The organism is Micromonospora sp. NPDC049523 (genome assembly GCF_040676775.1).
Taxonomy (GTDB): domain Bacteria; phylum Actinomycetota; class Actinomycetes; order Mycobacteriales; family Micromonosporaceae; genus Micromonospora_G.
In genome coordinates this window covers 1-15,589 of sequence record NZ_JBFAPP010000037.1, presented here as the reverse complement: position 1 = coordinate 15,589, position 15,589 = coordinate 1, and the positions used below count along the sequence as shown (strand labels likewise).

The 15,589-nt window shown below is 72.4% G+C and carries 14 protein-coding genes and 1 pseudogene; 4 read left to right on the top strand and 11 right to left on the bottom strand.

The window, feature by feature from the left end:
* The first annotated feature begins 23 nt into the window (after nt 1–23).
* Nucleotides 24–365: a helix-turn-helix transcriptional regulator gene (locus AB0J90_RS33795; RefSeq protein WP_363603068.1), complete on the top strand. Its 342-nt coding sequence runs from the start codon at nt 24–26 to the stop codon at nt 363–365.
* A 1-nt stretch (nt 366) separates the two neighbouring features.
* Here the strand turns inward: AB0J90_RS33795 and AB0J90_RS33790 are convergent, their stop codons facing one another.
* The 6 genes from AB0J90_RS33790 to AB0J90_RS33765 form a co-directional block, all read right to left on the bottom strand.
* Complete coding sequence (locus AB0J90_RS33790) at nt 367–1,029, bottom strand: permease prefix domain 1-containing protein (RefSeq protein WP_363603065.1); 663 nt, start codon at nt 1,027–1,029, stop codon at nt 367–369.
* Entirely contained in the window at nt 1,026–1,706 is a 681-nt protein-coding gene (locus AB0J90_RS33785; protein WP_363603062.1) for a permease prefix domain 1-containing protein, read from the bottom strand. Before AB0J90_RS33785 ends, AB0J90_RS33790 begins: the two co-directional genes overlap by 4 nt.
* 98 nt (nt 1,707–1,804) lie before the next feature.
* Nucleotides 1,805–3,595 (bottom strand): thiol reductant ABC exporter subunit CydC, encoded by a 1,791-nt coding sequence (cydC, locus tag AB0J90_RS33780; RefSeq protein ID WP_363603060.1) that lies wholly within the window; start codon nt 3,593–3,595, stop codon nt 1,805–1,807.
* A complete protein-coding gene (gene cydD, locus AB0J90_RS33775) occupies nt 3,592–5,334 on the bottom strand; it encodes a thiol reductant ABC exporter subunit CydD (RefSeq protein WP_363603057.1) in 1,743 nt (580 codons plus the stop codon). Before cydD ends, cydC begins: the two co-directional genes overlap by 4 nt.
* Nucleotides 5,331–6,338, bottom strand: a complete 1,008-nt coding sequence (locus AB0J90_RS33770) for a cytochrome d ubiquinol oxidase subunit II (RefSeq protein WP_363603055.1) — start codon at nt 6,336–6,338, stop codon at nt 5,331–5,333. The genes cydD and AB0J90_RS33770 overlap by 4 nt, the downstream gene beginning before the upstream one ends.
* A 9-nt stretch (nt 6,339–6,347) precedes the next feature.
* On the bottom strand, nt 6,348–7,607 hold the full coding sequence (locus AB0J90_RS33765; protein WP_363603053.1) for a cytochrome ubiquinol oxidase subunit I: 1,260 nt from the start codon (nt 7,605–7,607) through the stop codon (nt 6,348–6,350).
* 239 nt (nt 7,608–7,846) lie between these two features.
* Between AB0J90_RS33765 and AB0J90_RS33760 the strand changes: the two genes are divergently transcribed.
* Nucleotides 7,847–8,707 (top strand): alpha/beta hydrolase, encoded by an 861-nt coding sequence (locus tag AB0J90_RS33760; RefSeq protein WP_363603051.1) that lies wholly within the window; start codon nt 7,847–7,849, stop codon nt 8,705–8,707.
* A 56-nt stretch (nt 8,708–8,763) separates the two neighbouring features.
* Here AB0J90_RS33760 and AB0J90_RS33755 read toward each other — a convergent pair whose 3' ends face one another.
* The 5 genes and pseudogenes from AB0J90_RS33755 to deoC form a co-directional block, all read right to left on the bottom strand.
* Complete coding sequence (locus AB0J90_RS33755; RefSeq protein WP_363603049.1) at nt 8,764–9,669, bottom strand: M56 family metallopeptidase; 906 nt, start codon at nt 9,667–9,669, stop codon at nt 8,764–8,766.
* A 34-nt stretch (nt 9,670–9,703) separates the two neighbouring features.
* Nucleotides 9,704–10,057, bottom strand: a pseudogene (locus AB0J90_RS33750) (BlaI/MecI/CopY family transcriptional regulator); the annotation flags it as partial.
* Between the two features lie 125 nt (nt 10,058–10,182).
* Complete coding sequence (locus AB0J90_RS33745) at nt 10,183–11,025, bottom strand: aldehyde dehydrogenase family protein (protein WP_363603047.1); 843 nt, start codon at nt 11,023–11,025, stop codon at nt 10,183–10,185.
* The gene (locus AB0J90_RS33740; RefSeq protein ID WP_363603045.1) at nt 11,018–12,454 is read right to left on the bottom strand and encodes an aldehyde dehydrogenase family protein; all 1,437 of its coding nucleotides are present in this window, start codon (nt 12,452–12,454) and stop codon (nt 11,018–11,020) included. The genes AB0J90_RS33745 and AB0J90_RS33740 overlap by 8 nt, the downstream gene beginning before the upstream one ends.
* A gap of 2 nt (nt 12,455–12,456) precedes the next feature.
* Nucleotides 12,457–13,416, bottom strand: coding sequence for a deoxyribose-phosphate aldolase (gene deoC / locus AB0J90_RS33735; protein ID WP_363603043.1), 960 nt, complete (start codon nt 13,414–13,416; stop codon nt 12,457–12,459).
* 127 nt (nt 13,417–13,543) lie between these two features.
* On the opposite strand from deoC, the gene AB0J90_RS33730 reads away from it, so the two are divergent.
* Nucleotides 13,544–14,896 (top strand): glycosyltransferase, encoded by a 1,353-nt coding sequence (locus AB0J90_RS33730; RefSeq protein WP_363603041.1) that lies wholly within the window; start codon nt 13,544–13,546, stop codon nt 14,894–14,896.
* Nucleotides 14,877–15,509 carry a uracil phosphoribosyltransferase gene (upp, locus tag AB0J90_RS33725; protein ID WP_363603039.1) on the top strand — a complete coding sequence of 211 codons (633 nt, stop codon included), beginning with the start codon at nt 14,877–14,879 and terminating at the stop codon, nt 15,507–15,509. The genes AB0J90_RS33730 and upp overlap by 20 nt, the downstream gene beginning before the upstream one ends.
* The last annotated feature ends 80 nt before the right edge of the window (nt 15,510–15,589 follow it).

Here is a 15,589-nt window from a genome sequence, read left to right as displayed (position 1 = left end):
ATCTATTAGTAGTCTTGCTACCTATGAAGGCCCAGGCGCTGCACGGCCACCTCGACGCGCTCCTGCTCTCGGTGCTGGAGCAGGGCTCGCTGCACGGCTACGCCATCATCGAGGCGCTCAGGGAGCGCAGCGGCGGCACGCTCAACCTGCCCACCGGGACGATCTACCCGGCCCTGCGCCGGCTGGAGCGGGCCGGTTACGTGGACAGCACCTGGAGCACCGTGAACGGCCGGGAGCGGCGCACGTACCGGCTCACCGGTGCCGGACACCGGGCCCTGGCCGGTGAGCGGACGAGCTGGCAGGAACTCAGTTCGACGGTGGGCCGCTTCCTCGGCGTGGACGGCCCGACCGAAGCCCCCGCCTGAGTCACCCGGCCAACTCGCCGGTCCCGGTCGCCACGCAGGCGTACGCCGACCGCCCGAGCCAGCCGTGTACGGCGATCAGCGCCACCCCGCCCACCAGCATCGGCGGCCAGGTCAGGGCCGCGTCCCAGAGTGTCACCGACCAGGCGTAGACCGCGACGGTGCCGATCCAGCCGAGACAGAGCGAGGCCGACAGGCCGAGACCGGCCACCCGGGCCAGCCGTAGCGGACCGGGCCGACCCCGCCGGGCGTGCCAGCCCAGCCAGAGGTAGGCACCGAGCGCGAACAGGTCGATGCCGAGCCAAAGCCGGTCCAGCGAGCCGGAGAGCAGGCGGTACGCGGCCGGTGGTGGCGGGCCGGTCCACGGCGCCCCCTGCCACATCAGGTCGGCGGCCACCATCAGCACCACACCGACGATGATCACCCGGACGGCCAGCGAGCGCAGGGTGCCGGCGAGCAATTCCGACTGGTATTCGTGGGCGAGCCGCCGTACGGGGCCGAACTCGGTGACCGCCCGTCGTTCCGCCTCGACCGGGTGCAGCCCGGCGTCCCGGTAACCCTCGGCGCTGTCGGTCAGACTGTGCCGGGCCTCGGTGAGCAGGTCGGACTTGAGGCGGGCCGGGCCGTGCAGCGCCCGGTCCAGCGCGTGTACGTACTCGTCGATCATGCCGAAACCAGCCGGGATCCGGTGGCCGCGATGATCCGTACGGTCATCCAGGTGAGCACGCCGAAGGTGGTGTTCAGCATGATCCAGGCGGCGATCATCGGTGGCCAGGTCAGCGCGGCCGGTGACTCCACCGTCGCGTTCACCCCGGCGAAGGCGCCGAGGACCCAGATCAGCCCGCCGACGACCAGCGCGGCCACCGCCAGCGGGCGGACGACCGTACGCGGCGCGAGGTCCCAGCGGCGGCTGGCCGGGCCGAGTAGGTAGAGCGTGACCAGGGCCATCGCGCCGACGGCGTACGACGCCCAGTCCAGGGCCTGGACCATGAGCAGGAAGCCCGACGGCGCCGAGGGCGCCGTTGCCGGCGGCTGCCACCACATCAGGTCGGCGGTCAGCATCGCGGCCGGTACGAGCGACACCAGCAGGGCGAGCCGGCGTCCCTGTCCGGCGGTCAGCTCAGCCTGGTACGCCGGCGCGAGCTGGTCCGGGGTGCCGAACTCGGCCACCGCCCGGTGCTGCGCCGCGATCGGGTCCAGACCGCACTCCCGGTACGCCTCGGTGGCGTCATGCAGGCTGTCGCGCGCCTCGGTGAGCAGGTCCCGCTTGCGCCGGGCCGGTCCGCGCAACCGTTCGCCGAGCAGCCGCAGATAGTGGTCGATCGGGGCCTCGCACGTCGACATCCGTCCAGCCTGCCATGACCACCCGCCGCCGCGGGTCCGGCGGATCCCCGGTTCGGCCCCCGAGACCACTCAGGGTTCACCGGGTAGGAGTGGCCGGTTCAGTGGACGGTGAGGGCGAGGTAGCCGCCCTCGGCCGCCTCCTGGGCCAGCCACTGCTCCCGGTACCAGCCGGGCTGGTCGAGCAGGTCGGCGTGCCGGCCGCGTTGCAGCACCCGGCCGCTGTCCAGGACCAGGATCTCGTCGTACCGGTCCAGGCCGTGCAACCGGTGGGTGACCAGGAGTACGGAGTGGTCGGCCGGGATCGCCTCGGTCGCCGCGGCGAGCACCCGGTCGGCGGCGGCTGGGTCGAGTCCCTCGGTCGGCTCGTCCAGCACCAGCACCGATGGGCGGGCGAGCAGCGCACGGGCGAGAGCCAGTCGCTGCCGTTGGCCGCCGGAGAGTTGGCCCCCGTCCTCGCCGACCACGGTGTCCCAGCCGGCGGGCTGCTCCCGTACCCAGTCGAGCAGGCCGGCGGCCCCGGTCGCGGCGGTCAGCTCGTCGTCGCTCGCGTCGGCCCGTCCGAGCAGCAGGTTCTCCCGGACCGATGCGTGGAACACGTACGCCTCGGCGAGCAGCCCACCGACCAGCCGGGGCAACTGCCCAGCGGGGTACGCGGAAAGCTCCCGCCCGCCGAGCGTGACCCGCCCCTCGTCCGGCACCACCGCACCGGTCAGTACGCCGATCAGCGTGCTCTTGCCGGCGCCGCTCGGTCCCACCACCGCCACCCGACGCCCGGCCGGCAGGTCGAGGCTCACCCGGTCGAGTGCGGCCGGTGCCCCGGCCCGGTACCGGACGGTGACCTCGTGGACGGTGCAGTCGTGGTGCGCGACGTCGAGCACGGGCGTCTCCCGGTCGGCCGCCGACCCGTCGCCGACCTCGTCGGTGAGCAGGGGAGCGACCCGGCGGAGGGCGGCACGCAACTGGGTCCACTGGCGGGCGGCGCCGACCAGGGCCAGGGTGACCTCCACCGCGGCCAGGGTGCCCACCGCCAGTACGCCGACCAGTACCCCGTCGACTCCGGCGGACAGTGCGGTGGCGGCCACGGCGGCGCTGGTCGCACCGGACACCAGTACGCCGAGCCCGTCGATGGCCCAGCCGGCGGCGGCCAGCCGCCGTTCCAGTCCGGCCAGCTCACGGGCCCGCCCGTCGGCCCGCTCCAGGGCGGTCCGGGTGGCGCCGAACGCGGCCAGGTCGGCGGCGCCGTGGGTGAGGTCGACCGCGTCCACCGCGAGCGCGCCGCGCAGCGGGGCGACCCGGTCGGCGGTGCGCCGGGTCAGCGCGGTGGCGGCCACCGGCAGCACGATCCCGGCGAGCAGCAGTCCGGCCACCAGCGGGGCGGTCGCGGCGGGGGCGATGACCGCCGTACCGGCGATGGCCAGCAGGCTGACCACCGCTGCCGCCCCGGCCGGCACCAGCACCCGCAGCAGCAGGTCCTGGACCGCCTCCACGTCGGAGACGAGCCGGCTGAGCGAGTCCCCGGTGTGCTCGGCGGCGGTGGTGCGCCGCCCGGCCAGGGTGGCGAAGACCCGGGCCCGTACGTCGGTGACGAAGCGCAGGGTGGCGTCGTGCCCGGCCAGCCGCTCGGTGTAGCGCAGCACGCCCCGGCCGATGGCCAGCGCCCGGACCGCGACGATCGCCACGGTGAGTACGTCCAGCGGCGGCTGCCCGGCGGCGGTGATCAGCAGCCAGGTCGCGGTCGCCATCAGGGCCAGCCCGGCGAGTTCGGTGCCGGCGGCGAGCAGTCCCGCTCCGAGCAGCCGAGCCAGGTAGGGCCGGGCCAGCCGGAGCACCGCCCGTTCGGTCCCGAGGACCTGCTGCCGGTCCTGTTGTTGCCTGCCCTGTTCGTTCATCGCGCCGCCCCCGCGCCGCTCCGGTCGCCGGCCGCGTCGGGCCGTTCGACACCGTCGGGAACCTCCACCGGTTCCGGCACCCGGCCCGGGGTGAGTTCGGTCACCCGGCCGTCCTCGATCCGCAGCACCCGGTCGGCCTCGGCGAGCAGCGCCGGCCGGTGCGCGACGAGCACGGCCGTACGCCCGGCGACGAGCTTGCGGGTGGCGGCGAGTACGGCGGCCTCGGAGACACCGTCGAGCCGGGCGGTGGGTTCGTCGAGCAGCACTATCGGCGCGTCCCGGAGGAACGCCCGGGCGAGGGCGACCCGCTGCCGTTGCCCGCTGGACAGTCCGTGGCCGCGTTCGCCGAGCAGGGTGTTCAGCCCCTCGGGCAGGTCCCGCAGTACGTCGTCGAGCGCGGCGGCGCTGGCCGCGGCGCGTACGGACTCGATCGTGGCCTCGGGTTGGCCGAGGCGGATGTTGTCGGTCAGCGACGCGGCGAACAGGTGCGCCCGTTGTGGCACCCAGGCCAGTTGCCGGCGCCACTGCTCCAGGTCGGCGGCGGCCAGGTCCACCCCGTCGACGGTGATCCGTCCGCCGGTCGGTACGACGTTGCCGAGCAGCAGGCCGATCAGCGTGCTCTTGCCGGCCCCGCTGGGTCCGATCACCGCGATCCGGTCGCCGGGCCGGATGGTCAGCGTCACGTCCCGCAGCGCGGTGGTCCGCTCGTACTCGACGGACACGCCCTCGAACCGGATCTCCCCGGCGGTGAGCAGGGGCACCTTGTCGGCGGAGGCCGTCGTGGCGGGGGCCCCTGCCAGCACGGTCAGCGCGTCGTCGAGCGCGGTCAGGCCCTCCATGCTGGCGTGGAAGCGGCTCCCGGCGGTACGCAACGGCAGGTACGCCTCCGGCGCGAGCAGCAGCACCAGCAGGGCGGTCTGCAACGCCAGCCCGCCGTCGAGCAGGCGCAGCCCGATCGGGACCGCCACCAGGGCGACCGAGAGGGTGGCGACCAGCTCCAGCACCAGCCCGGAGAGGAACGCGATCCGCAGTGTTTTCATGGTGGCGGCGCGGTGCCCGTCGGCCATCCGCCGGACCACGTCGACCTGGGCGCGGGCCCGGCCGAAGACACGCAGGGTCGGCAGCCCGGCGACCATGTCCAGGAAGTGCCCGCCGAGCAGGCTGAGCCGGCGCCACTGCCGTTCGGTGGCGGCCTGTGCCTGCCAGCCGAGCAGGGCTCCGAAGACCGGGATGAGCGGCAGCGTGGCCGCGATGATCAGCGCGGAACTCCAGTCCGCGAACGTCAGCCGGGCGAGTACGGCGACCGGCACGGTCACGCTCAGCACGAGCTGCGGCAGATAGCCGGTGAAGTACGCGTCCAGCGCGTCCAGCCCGCGTCCGGCGAGGGTGGCGATCCTGCCCGCCTGCTGGCCGGCGAGCCAGCCCGGCCCGCGCTGCCCGACCGCGTCGAGCAGGTTCGTACGCAGCGCCGCCTTGACCGTCGCCGCCATCCTGGCCGACACCGCGCCCTGGGCCCAGAGCACGGTCGCGCGTCCGGCCACGGCGGCGACGAAGCCGAGCAGCGCGGCCCGGTCGAGGCGCCCCCCGGCAGCGGTGGCGAGCAGGTCGGCGAGGGTGGTGGCCTGGGCGAGCACCAGGGCGGCGGCGATCACTCCGAGCCCGCCGAGCACGGCCACCTGGCGCCGGGTCGAAGGGACCCGGCGCAGCAGCCGCGGATCGAACGGGGGGCGTCGGCTCACCAGTACACCGGCGCTCGGTTGTCGATCCGTCCGCGGAACACCCACCAGCTCATCGCCTGAAAGCCTAATAGGGCCGGGATCAGCGGGATCAGCAGCCAGCTCAGCAGCCGCAGGGTGGGTGTGCTCGCGGCCGCCTCGGACACGGTCAGGCCGGCTGCCGGATCGACGCTGGAGACCAGGGCGTAGGGCCAGGTGGTCGCGGCGACCAGCAGCACCGGCAGGGCGAGCGCGGCGGAACTGGCGACGAAGGCGAGACCTGCGCGCCGTCGGGCGAGCGCCCGACCGGCGGCGAGCAGGGCCACCGCGAGCAGCACCGGCAGCAGCAGCGCGGCGACGGGTTGCTGCGCGGTTTCGCGTACCCGGTCGGTGAGCAGGCCCAGGACGGTGGCCGAGGCGAGCGCGACCAGCGCGACCGGGACGAGCCGCCGGCCCATTCGGGCGTAATGTTCGCCGGCCCCGCCGGGCAGTCGCAGGGTGAGGAAAACCGCCCCGTGTACGGCGACCAGCCCGACCAGGGTGAGCGCGCCCGCGGCGACGAACGGGGTGAAGAGGTGGCCGATCCCGGCGACGTGCCCGTTCGCGTGCAGTGGCACTCCCTGGAGCAGCCCGGCGAGGACGGCTCCCCAGCCGAGCGCGGCAAGCGCGCTGCCGGTGATGATCAGGCCGTCCCAGCGGGCGCGGGCGGCGGCCCCGCTCGGACGGCTGCGTAACTGGACGGCGGCGGTGACCAGGATCACCCCGGCCAGGGCGGCGGCGACCGCCGGGTAGAGACCGGAGAGGAGTTCGCCCTCCAGCATCGGGAAGGCGCCGAAGAGGATGCCGACGGCGGCGACCAACCACACCTCGTTGCCGAGGAAGAACGGACCGAGCGCGGTGAGCGCCCGCCGCCTGGGATTCTCGCCGGGGCTGGCGGCGAGCAGCAGACCGACGCCGTAGTCGTACCCGCCCAGGACGAGGTAGCCGGCGAGGAAGAGGCCGAGCAGGGCGTACCAGAGGATCTCCATGTCGATCTCCTATCCGGCCAGTACGTGCATGGGCTGGTGGTCGTCGAGACCGTTGCCGGGCTGTGGCGAACGGCCGAGGGCGAGGTCGTGCGCGCCCCGGTGGGCCCGGCGGGCGAGCAGGGTCCAGTTGGTCACGGCAAGCGCGATAAGCAGTACGGCGAAGCCGATCAGCGAGGTGAGCAGCACACCGGCGGAGATCGGGGTGACCGCGTCGGAGACGGGAAGCAGCCCGTACACCGCCCAGGGTTGGCGTCCGCCCTCGCGGGCCAGCCAGCCGAGGATGGCCGCGACGAACGGCAGCGGTACGGCGATCAGCATCAGGAACAGCGGGAACCTCAGCCGGATGATCCAGTCCCGGAACAGCAGCGGCAGCAGCAGCCAGCTCCAGGCCAGCGCGAAGCCGATCAGGATCATGAAGCCGAGCGCGGCGGTGCTCCAGACCGGCGGGGTGTAGTCGCCGGGTCCGAACCGCGCGGTCCACTCGGTCACGATCGCGGACCGCTCGGCGTCGCCGCCGAACTTGGTCGGCTGGACCCCGCCGATCGCCCCGAACTGGGCGAAGCCGAAGCCCATCACCATCGAACTGGCCAGCGCCGAGGTGATCAGCCCGATCCGCAGTGACCGCCGGAACAGGGCGTAGTCGGTGGTACGTCGGATGAGCTGGTACGCGCTGATCCCGGCCATCAGCAGCCCACCGGTGAGTACGGCGGCGCTCACCACGTGGCCGAACGCCATGCCGAGGGTGGGGTTGGTCAACAGTGCGGTGAAGTCGGTCAGGTGGGCGACGCCGTTCTCCATCCGGTAGCCGACCGGGTTCTGCAGCCAGGAGTTCGCGACCAGCACCCAGAACGCCGAGGCGTACGCGGTGATCGCCACGCCCCAGATCAGTGCCAGGTGTACGCCCCGACGCAGCCGGTGCCAGCCGAAGATCCACATGCCGAGGAAGGTCGATTCGAGGAAGAAGGCGACCAGTGTCTCCATGGCCAGCGGCGCACCGAAGACGTTGCCGACGTACCTCGACAGGCCGCTCCAGTTCAGCCCGAACTGGAACTCCATCACGATCCCGGTGGCGATGCCGAGCGCGTAGTTGATCAGGTAGAGCGTGCCCCAGAAGCGGGTCAGGCGCTCGTACTCCGGCTTCCTGGTGATGGCCCAGGCGGTCTGCAGGTAGACCAGCAGCGTGACCAGGCCGAGGGTGACCAGCACGAAGAGGAAGTGGATGGAGGTGGTGGTGGCGAACTGGAGACGGGCGATCAGCAGTGCGTCCATGGCCATCCCCAAACCGGTCGACTCACTTGTCATAGCGAGCCTACACGTAGCTTCACTACCTATATCTACTACGTGTCGTCGTAAGTCAACTATACGACGGGGCGTAGTAGACAGGCGTGCGCGTTTTGTCACCGCGAAGGGGGACCGACGCCGAAGTGGCTGATGACCCCACGACCGCGCTGATGTGATGGCGGACGACGACCGCGGGCCAGGTCGGACGCTCACGGATGGGATCGCTCATGCGCCTCGACGAACTCGGCGACGTGGCAGAGCTACGGCTCGACGACCAGCGCACGGTGCACTACCTGCGGGCCGGTTCCGGCCGTCCGCTGGTATTGCTGCACACCATCCGGACCCAGCTCGAATACTTCACCGACGTCGTACCGATGCTGACCGAGCACTACACGGTGTACGTCCTGGACCTGCCCGGCCACGGCAGATCCTCGAAACCCACGACCGTCGAGTACGACGAGCCCTACCTCCGGCGAGGAGTCGTCGACACGATGGCGATGCTCGACCTGCGCGAAGTGACCATGGTCGGCGACTCGATCGGTGCCGTGCTCGCGCTCACCGTCGCCAGCCAGGTGCCGAAGTCGGTCGTCCGGGTGGTCGCGTCGAACCCGTACGACTACGACACCCGCTTCGCCGACGGCATCCGGCGCGGCAACCGCTTCGCGGACCTGGTCCTCGGCGGGGTGGCGCTACCGGGCGTGGGACCGGTCCTCGGCGCCGCCGAGAACAAGTTCGTCACCAGCCGGATCTTCCAGGGTGGCCTGGCGGACGGAAAGAGGATTCCGGGACCACTGCTCGACGAGTTCGACGCCACCCTCAAACGCCCCGGTTTCCACTACGTCGAACGGAACGTCTACCAGAACTGGCGCTCCTGGGGCGCCGCCCGGGACCTCTACGCCGGGGTGACCGCGCCGGTGACCCTGGTCTACGGCGAACAGGACTGGTCCCGACCGGTAGAGCGGGCCCGTACGGCACGGGCGCTGAACGTGGAGCCGATCGTGCTGCCGGAAACCGGTCACTTCGCCTTCCTGGAACGCCCGCAGCGACTCGCCGAGATCGTCATCGGCCACCCCGACCCGTCGATCTGACCCAGGCATGAGGTCGGTCAGGCGAGGTGTCGACCGGCAGTCAGGCGAGCCGGCAGTCAGGCGAAGAAGAGGGTGATCGGCAGGGCGACCAGGGTCGTCGCGACGGCGAGACTGGTCAGGCCGCGTACCCACGGGCGGGGACCGGTGACCAGCAGGCGTTGCACCCGCGCGTCCAGGTGTGCGTCGGCGAGGCCGAGAGCCCCGGCCGGGGCCACCCGCGACCCGGCGGTGGCGAACCGGAGCAGCGCGTTGGCCAGCGGCCCCTCCGCGTGCAGCCGCCGGGCCTTGTCGTCGGCCCGCATCTCCACCAGCAGCGCCACCGTCTCCGACGCCCGCCGCAGCCAGCCCACCAGGGGCAGCGCCCGGCAGAGCGCGCTGAACGGCAGCAGCACCAGGTCGTGCCGCTCGTCGGCGTGCGCCCGCTCGTGCGTGAGCACCGCCGCCAGCTCGCTGCGGTCCAGCAGATCCAGGGTGCCGGCGCTGACCACCACCGTCGGCCGCATCCCCGGCAGGCAGTACGCCGCCGCACTCGGGTGGTCGAGCACCAGCGCGCCCGGCGCGGCCGGATCGTCCCGACCGACCAGGTCGAGCAACTGCCGGTGCCGGGTCTGCACGCGTACGGCACTGACCAGGCCCCGTACGGTCGAGCCGAGCAGGGCGGTGGCGATACCGAAACCGACCCCGACGAGTGCGAGTTGGGTCACGCCCAGCCCGGCCGGCAGGGTCCCGTGCCACAGGTCGCGGACCAGGTGCAGCAGCGCGCCGCCGATCCCCTCGTCGTACGCGGCCAGTCCGATCGACATCGGCAGCCCGATCGCGCAGAGCCCCAGGGCGAGCCCGATCGCCTGCCAGCAGATGATCGCCACCCGTGGACTGCGCGAGGTCCAGTTGCTGCGGAGCAGCACCGTGGCGGTGAGGTAGCACGCCACGGCCGTACCGGCGAGATGAGCGGCGTACGTCATGGCCTCAACCCTGCCGGTCCGCTGCCTCGTCGGTCAGCGCGGCCCGCAGCACCTCGGCCTCGGTGCCGGTGACCGACCGGGCGAACCGCACCAGGGCGGCGTCCCGGCTGCCGGCGAGGTCGAGCGCGTCCAGCATCAGTCGGGCGATGTGCGCCTCACGGGTGGCCGCCGGACGGTAGCTCCACGCCCGGCCTTCCCGCTCCCGCTCGACCATGCCCTTGCCGGCCAGCCGGTCCAGCACGGTCATCACGGTCGTGTACGCCAACTCGCGCTCGCTCAGGGCGTCGGCGACCTCCCGTACGGTGACCCCCGCGCCGCTGGTCGAACCGGCGGTCCGGTCCCAGAGCACGTCCATCACCGCACGTTCGAGGTCACCCAGTCGTGTCACGCGTCCAGCCTACTACTCGCCGTCGTAACAGCCCAGGTCGCGGGCCTGACCCTCCGGCCCGCAGATGCGGTGGCGCCCGGCGGCGCTGGTGAGCCGAAGCCGACCAGGCAGGACCGGGTAGGGGGTCAGACGCCCTTGGGATGCCAGACGGTCTTCGTCTCCAGGAACGCGGTCATCCGGCGCACGCCGGGGTCGGCGGTCCAGTCGGTGGGCTGCGCCGGGGGACGGAGCACCCGCTTCAGGTTGCCGGCCGCGGCCTCCTCCAGGGAGCGGGCCAACTCGGGGTCGTCGACGCCGGTCAGGTCGATCGCGTTGACGTCGGCGTGCGAGGCGAGCCACGGCGCGGTCTCGGCGGGCCGACCGGTGAGCAGGTTGACCACGCCGCCGGGCAGGTCGGAGGTGGCCAGCACCTCGGCCAGGGTGATCGCCGCCAGCGGTGCCTGCTCGGCCGCCAGCACCACCACCGTGTTGCCGGTCACGATCGCCGGAGCGACGACGCTGACCAGCCCGAGCAGCGCCGAGTCGGCCGGTGCGACCACTCCCACCACGCCGGTCTGTTCCGGGCTGGAGAGGTTGAAGTACGGGCCGGCGACCGGGTTGGCGCTGCCGTACACCTGGGTGATCTTGTCGGCCCAGCCGGCGTACCAGACCCAGCGGTCGATCGCCTCGTCCACCTCGACGGCGCTCAGGCCGAGGCCGACGAACTGATCCCGCCGGCCCTCCAACATCTCGGCCACCCGGTAGAGGATCTGACCCCTGTTGTACGCGGTCGCCCCCGCCCAGCCCTTGACGGCGGCGCGGGCCGCCACCACGGCGTCGCGTACGTCCTTGCGGGAGGCGAGCGCCACGTTCGAGTCCTGCACGAGATACGACCGTCCCGACTCACTGCGCGGGAACTTCCCGCCCACGAACAGCTTGTACGTCTTGCGTACCGCCAGCCGCTGCGACTGCTCCACCACGTCAGACATCGAGGTACGCCTCCAGCCCGTGCCGGCCGCCCTCGCGACCGTAGCCCGACTCCTTGAACCCGCCGAACGGCGAGGTCGGGTCGAACTTGTTGAACGTGTTCGCCCAGACCACACCGGCGCGCAGCCGGTCGGCCATCCACAGGATCCGGGAACCCTTGTCGGTCCAGATCCCGGCCGACAGCCCGTACGGCGTGTTGTTGGCCTTCTCGACGGCCTCGGCCGGCGTGCGGAAGGTGAGTATCGACAGCACCGGCCCGAAGATCTCCTCGCGGGCGATCCGGTGCGCCTGGGTGACCCCGGTGAAGATGGTCGGGGCGAACCAGAAACCCCGGTCCGGCAGGTCGCACGGCGGCGACCAGCGTTCCGCGCCCTCGGCGCTGCCGACCTCGGAGAGTTCCCGGATCCGGTCGAGCTGCGCGGCCGAGTTGATCGCGCCGATGTCGGTGTTCTTGTCCAGCGGGTCGCCGACCCGCAGTTGCGCCATCCGCCGCTTGAGCGACTCCAGCACCGGCTCGTAGACCGATTCCTGGACCAGCAGCCGCGACCCGGCGCAGCAGACGTGCCCCTGGTTGAAGAAGATGCCGTTGACGATCCCCTCGACCGCCTGGTCGATCGGGGCGTCGTCGAAGACGATGTTGGCGGCCTTGCCGCCGAGTTCCAGGGTGAGCTTCTTGCGAGTGCCGGCGACCGAACGGGCGATGGCCCGCCCGACCTCGGTCGAGCCGGTGAACGCGACCTTGTCCACACCCGGGTGCTCGACCAGCGTGCGGCCGGTCTCCCCGGCACCGGTGACGATGTTGACCACACCCGGCGGCAGGTCCGCCTGCTGGCAGATCTCGGCGAAGAGCAGCGCGGTCAGCGGGGTGGTCTCGGCCGGCTTCAGCACCACCGTGTTGCCGGCCGCCAGCGCGGGGGCGATCTTCCAGGCCAGCATCAGCAGCGGGAAGTTCCACGGGATGACCTGGCCGGCGACGCCGACCGGGCGCGGGTCCGGCCCGAAACCGGCGTGGGTCAGCTTGTCGGCCCAACCGGCGTAGTAGAAGAAATGCGCGGCGACCAGCGGGATGTCGGTGTCGCGGGACTCGCGGATCGGCTTGCCGTTGTCCAGCGACTCCAGCACCGCCAGCTCCCGGCCCCGCTCCTGGATGATCCGGGCGATCCGGTACAGGTACTTGGCCCGGTCCCGGCCCGCCATCGGACCCCAGACCTTCTTGTACGCCTTGCGTGCCGCGCGTACCGCCCGGTCCACGTCACCGGGGCCGGCCTCGGCGACCTCGGCCAGCACCTCCTCGGTGGCGGGGTTGACCGACTTGAAGCTGCTGCCGTCGGTCGGGTCGACGAACTTCCCGTCGATGAAGAGGCCGTACGACGGCCGCAGGTCCACCACGGACCGCGACTCCGGCGCCGGCGCGTACTCGAAGACAGCCATGATCAGTCCAGGGTGAAGTAGTCGGGACCGGAGTAGGTGCCGGTCGTCAGTTTGGTCCGCTGCATCAGCAGGTCGTTGAGGAGCGTCGAGGCGCCGAACCGGAACCAGTCCGGGGACAGCCAGTCCTCGCCGGCCGTCTCGTTGACCGTGACCAGGTACTTGATCGCGTCCTTGGTGGTACGGATCCCGCCGGCCGGCTTGACCCCGACCTGGCGGCCGGTGGTGTCGCGGAAGTCGCGCACCGCCTCCAGCATCACCAGGGTCACGGGCAGGGTGGCGGCGACCGGGACCTTGCCGGTGGAGGTCTTGATGAAGTCCCCGCCGGCCAGCATGGCCAGCCAGGAGGCCCGCCGCACGTTGTCGTACGTGGCCAGCTCGCCGGTCTCCAGGATGACCTTCAGGTGCGCGTCACCGCAGGCCGCCTTCACGGCCACGATTTCGTCGTAGACCTCGCGGTAGCGGCCGGATAGGAAGGCACCCCGGTTGATCACCATGTCGATCTCGTCGGCACCGGCCGCGACCGCCGCCGCGGTGTCGGCGAGCTTCACCTCGATCGGCGCCTGCCCGGACGGGAAGGCGGTCGCCACGCTCGCCAGGTGCACACCCGAGCCGGCCAGGGCCTCCGCCGCGACCGGAACCATCGCCGGGTAGACGCAGACGGCGGCGACCGCCGGGCAGGACGGATCGGCCGGATCCGGTCGCTGCGCCTTGGCGCTCAGCGCGCGTACCTTGCCGGGGGTGTCGGCACCCTCCAGCGTGGTCAGGTCGACCATGCGGATCGCCAGGTCGATCGCCCAGGCCTTGGCCGTGGTCTTGATCGAACGGGTGCCGAGCATGGCCGCCCGCTGCTCCGCGCCGACCTGGTCCACCCCGGGCAGGCCATGCAGAAAGGTACGCAGCGTGGCCTCGGACCGCCCCAGCTCGGAGAGGTCGGACCGCGCCGACGTCGTTGTCGCCGTCATGGCGGCAAGTCTACGCACCCGCGCGTCTATGTGATCTTGCTCACCGGTCGGACCGGACCGCCAGACTTCACCGCCCGGTCCAACCAACGACATCCGCCGTTGGCACCGAAGCCTCACCGTCCTCGGCGTGCGAGCAGTGCACTTCACCGATACGTACCTGCCCCGTCGAGACGGGGTGGTCAGCTCGATCCGCACCCTGGTGCGCGCGCTGGCCGACCGGGGACACCCCGGCCTCACCGTCGTGCCCCGGCACCCCGGCCAGGCCGGCGAACCCGATCTGATGCGACTGCGGGCACTGCCCTGTGGCGTCGCCGACCTGCGGCTCTCGCCCTGGCTGCTGCACGGCGCCACCGCCACCGGCACCATCGCCGAGATCGCCGCCACCGCACCCGAGGTCGTGCACGTACACACCCCGGGCCCGGTCGGGCTGCTCGGCGTACTCACCGCCCGGCGACTCGGGCTGCCGCTGGTCCAGACGTACCACACCGACCTGCACGCGTACGTCGACGCGTACCGGGTGCCGACCGGGGCGCTGCGCGGTGCCGTCCGCCTGTACGCCCACCGGCTCGGCGTACCCCGGCCTGCGGTCGGCGCGGAGCCGGACTCCGGGGGCGCCGAGCAGGCTGGGCAGGACCCGGCCGCCCTGCGTCGGCGGGCCGCCCTCGACGCCACCAACCTGCTCCTGCTCGGCGGTGCCGACGCGGTAGTGGTGCCGACCAGGGCGGTGCTCGACCGGATCAGCCTGCCCGTCCCCGCCGACCGGGTCTTCCTGGTGCCGACCGGTGTCGCCGCCCGCCGCACCACCCCGGCCGAGGTCGCCGCGTTCCGGGCCGCACACGGCATCGCCGACGCCGACAAGGTGATCCTCTTCGTCGGCCGGGTCAACCGGGAAAAGGGCGTCGACCTGCTCGTCAACGCCTTCGCCGCGCTGCTGGGCGGCTGCCCCCACGCCCGGCTGGTGCTGGTCGGGGCGATCTACGAAGCCCGCTGGTTGGCCGAACTGCTCCGCAGCGTCGGAGCCGAGGTCGCCGCCCGGATCAGCGTGATCGGGCAGCAACCGCCCTCGACCGTGGCCGCCGCGTACGGGGCAGCCGAGGTGCTCGCCTTCCCCTCCGGCACCGACACCCAGGCACTGGTTCTGCAGGAAGCGGCGCTGGCCGGGGTGCCCGCCGTACTCGTCGACCCGGTCCTGCACCGCCACGGACCGCTCGCCGGTGCCGCGGACTGCGCCGACCCGACCGCCACCGGCTTTGCCGCCGCGCTGCTCCGGCTCCTGACCGACCCGGCCGCCGCCCGGCGACTCGGCGAACTCGCCGCCGACCGCGCCGCCGAACACACCCCCGAGCGGTACGCCGCCGCCATCTGCGACGTCTACCGGCACGCCGCCCGAAGGCAGGCCGAATGGGCCGGTAGACCCGGTCGTCCCCAACCGGTCGGCGCATTCGGTAGGTTGAGCGATCGTGGACGTACTCGTCGTTGATCATCCTGTCGCCCAGACGCGGCTCACCGCGATGCGCGATGCCCGTACCGACGCGGCGTCGTTCCGCGCCGCCCTACACGAACTGACCACCACCCTGGTGTACGAGGCCGCGCGCTCATTCCCGATCGTGCGGTACCCGATCCAGACCCCGGTCGCGCAGACCGAGGGCATCCGGCTGGCGAACCCGCCGCTGCTGGTACCCGTACTCCGGGCCGGGCTCGGGATGGCCGACGCGGCACTCGCGCTGCTCCCCGAATCGTCCATGGGCTTCGTCGGGCTCGCCCGCGACGAGCACACCTTCGAACCGCGCGCCTACATGGAGTCGCTGCCTCGCGACCTGGCCGGGCGCCCGGTGCTGGTGCTCGACCCGATGCTCGCCACCGGCGGCTCGCTCGAACACTGCTGCCGGCTGCTCGCCGAACGCGGCTGCACCGACATCACCGTCGTCTGCGTCCTCGCCGCCCCCGACGGCATCGCCCGCCTGGAACGCTCCGGCCTGCCCCTGCGCCTGGTCACCGCCGCCATCGACGAACAACTCGACGACCGCAAGTTCATCGTCCCCGGCCTAGGCGACGCCGGCGACCGCCAATTCGGCGGCATGCCCCGCTTCTAGCCCGATCCGGCGATCCGGATGGTCACGCTCACGGTGACGGAGAAGGCGTACCAGCTCGATCCGGCCAGTGGCCGGTTCAG

Coding starts and splice junctions, on each gene's coding strand:
- AB0J90_RS33760 (WP_363603051.1), top strand. CDS start 7,847: ATGCGCCTCGACGAACTCGGCGACGTGGCAGAGCTACGGCTCGACGAC.
- AB0J90_RS33770 (WP_363603055.1), bottom strand. CDS start 6,338: ATGGAGATCCTCTGGTACGCCCTGCTCGGCCTCTTCCTCGCCGGCTAC.
- AB0J90_RS33755 (WP_363603049.1), bottom strand. CDS start 9,669: ATGACGTACGCCGCTCATCTCGCCGGTACGGCCGTGGCGTGCTACCTC.
- AB0J90_RS33740 (WP_363603045.1), bottom strand. CDS start 12,454: ATGGCTGTCTTCGAGTACGCGCCGGCGCCGGAGTCGCGGTCCGTGGTG.
- deoC (WP_363603043.1), bottom strand. CDS start 13,416: ATGACGGCGACAACGACGTCGGCGCGGTCCGACCTCTCCGAGCTGGGG.
- AB0J90_RS33785 (WP_363603062.1), bottom strand. CDS start 1,706: ATGTCGACGTGCGAGGCCCCGATCGACCACTATCTGCGGCTGCTCGGC.
- AB0J90_RS33790 (WP_363603065.1), bottom strand. CDS start 1,029: ATGATCGACGAGTACGTACACGCGCTGGACCGGGCGCTGCACGGCCCG.
- cydC (WP_363603060.1), bottom strand. CDS start 3,595: ATGAACGAACAGGGCAGGCAACAACAGGACCGGCAGCAGGTCCTCGGG.
- AB0J90_RS33795 (WP_363603068.1), top strand. CDS start 24: ATGAAGGCCCAGGCGCTGCACGGCCACCTCGACGCGCTCCTGCTCTCG.
- AB0J90_RS33745 (WP_363603047.1), bottom strand. CDS start 11,025: ATGTCTGACGTGGTGGAGCAGTCGCAGCGGCTGGCGGTACGCAAGACG.
- AB0J90_RS33765 (WP_363603053.1), bottom strand. CDS start 7,607: ATGGACGCACTGCTGATCGCCCGTCTCCAGTTCGCCACCACCACCTCC.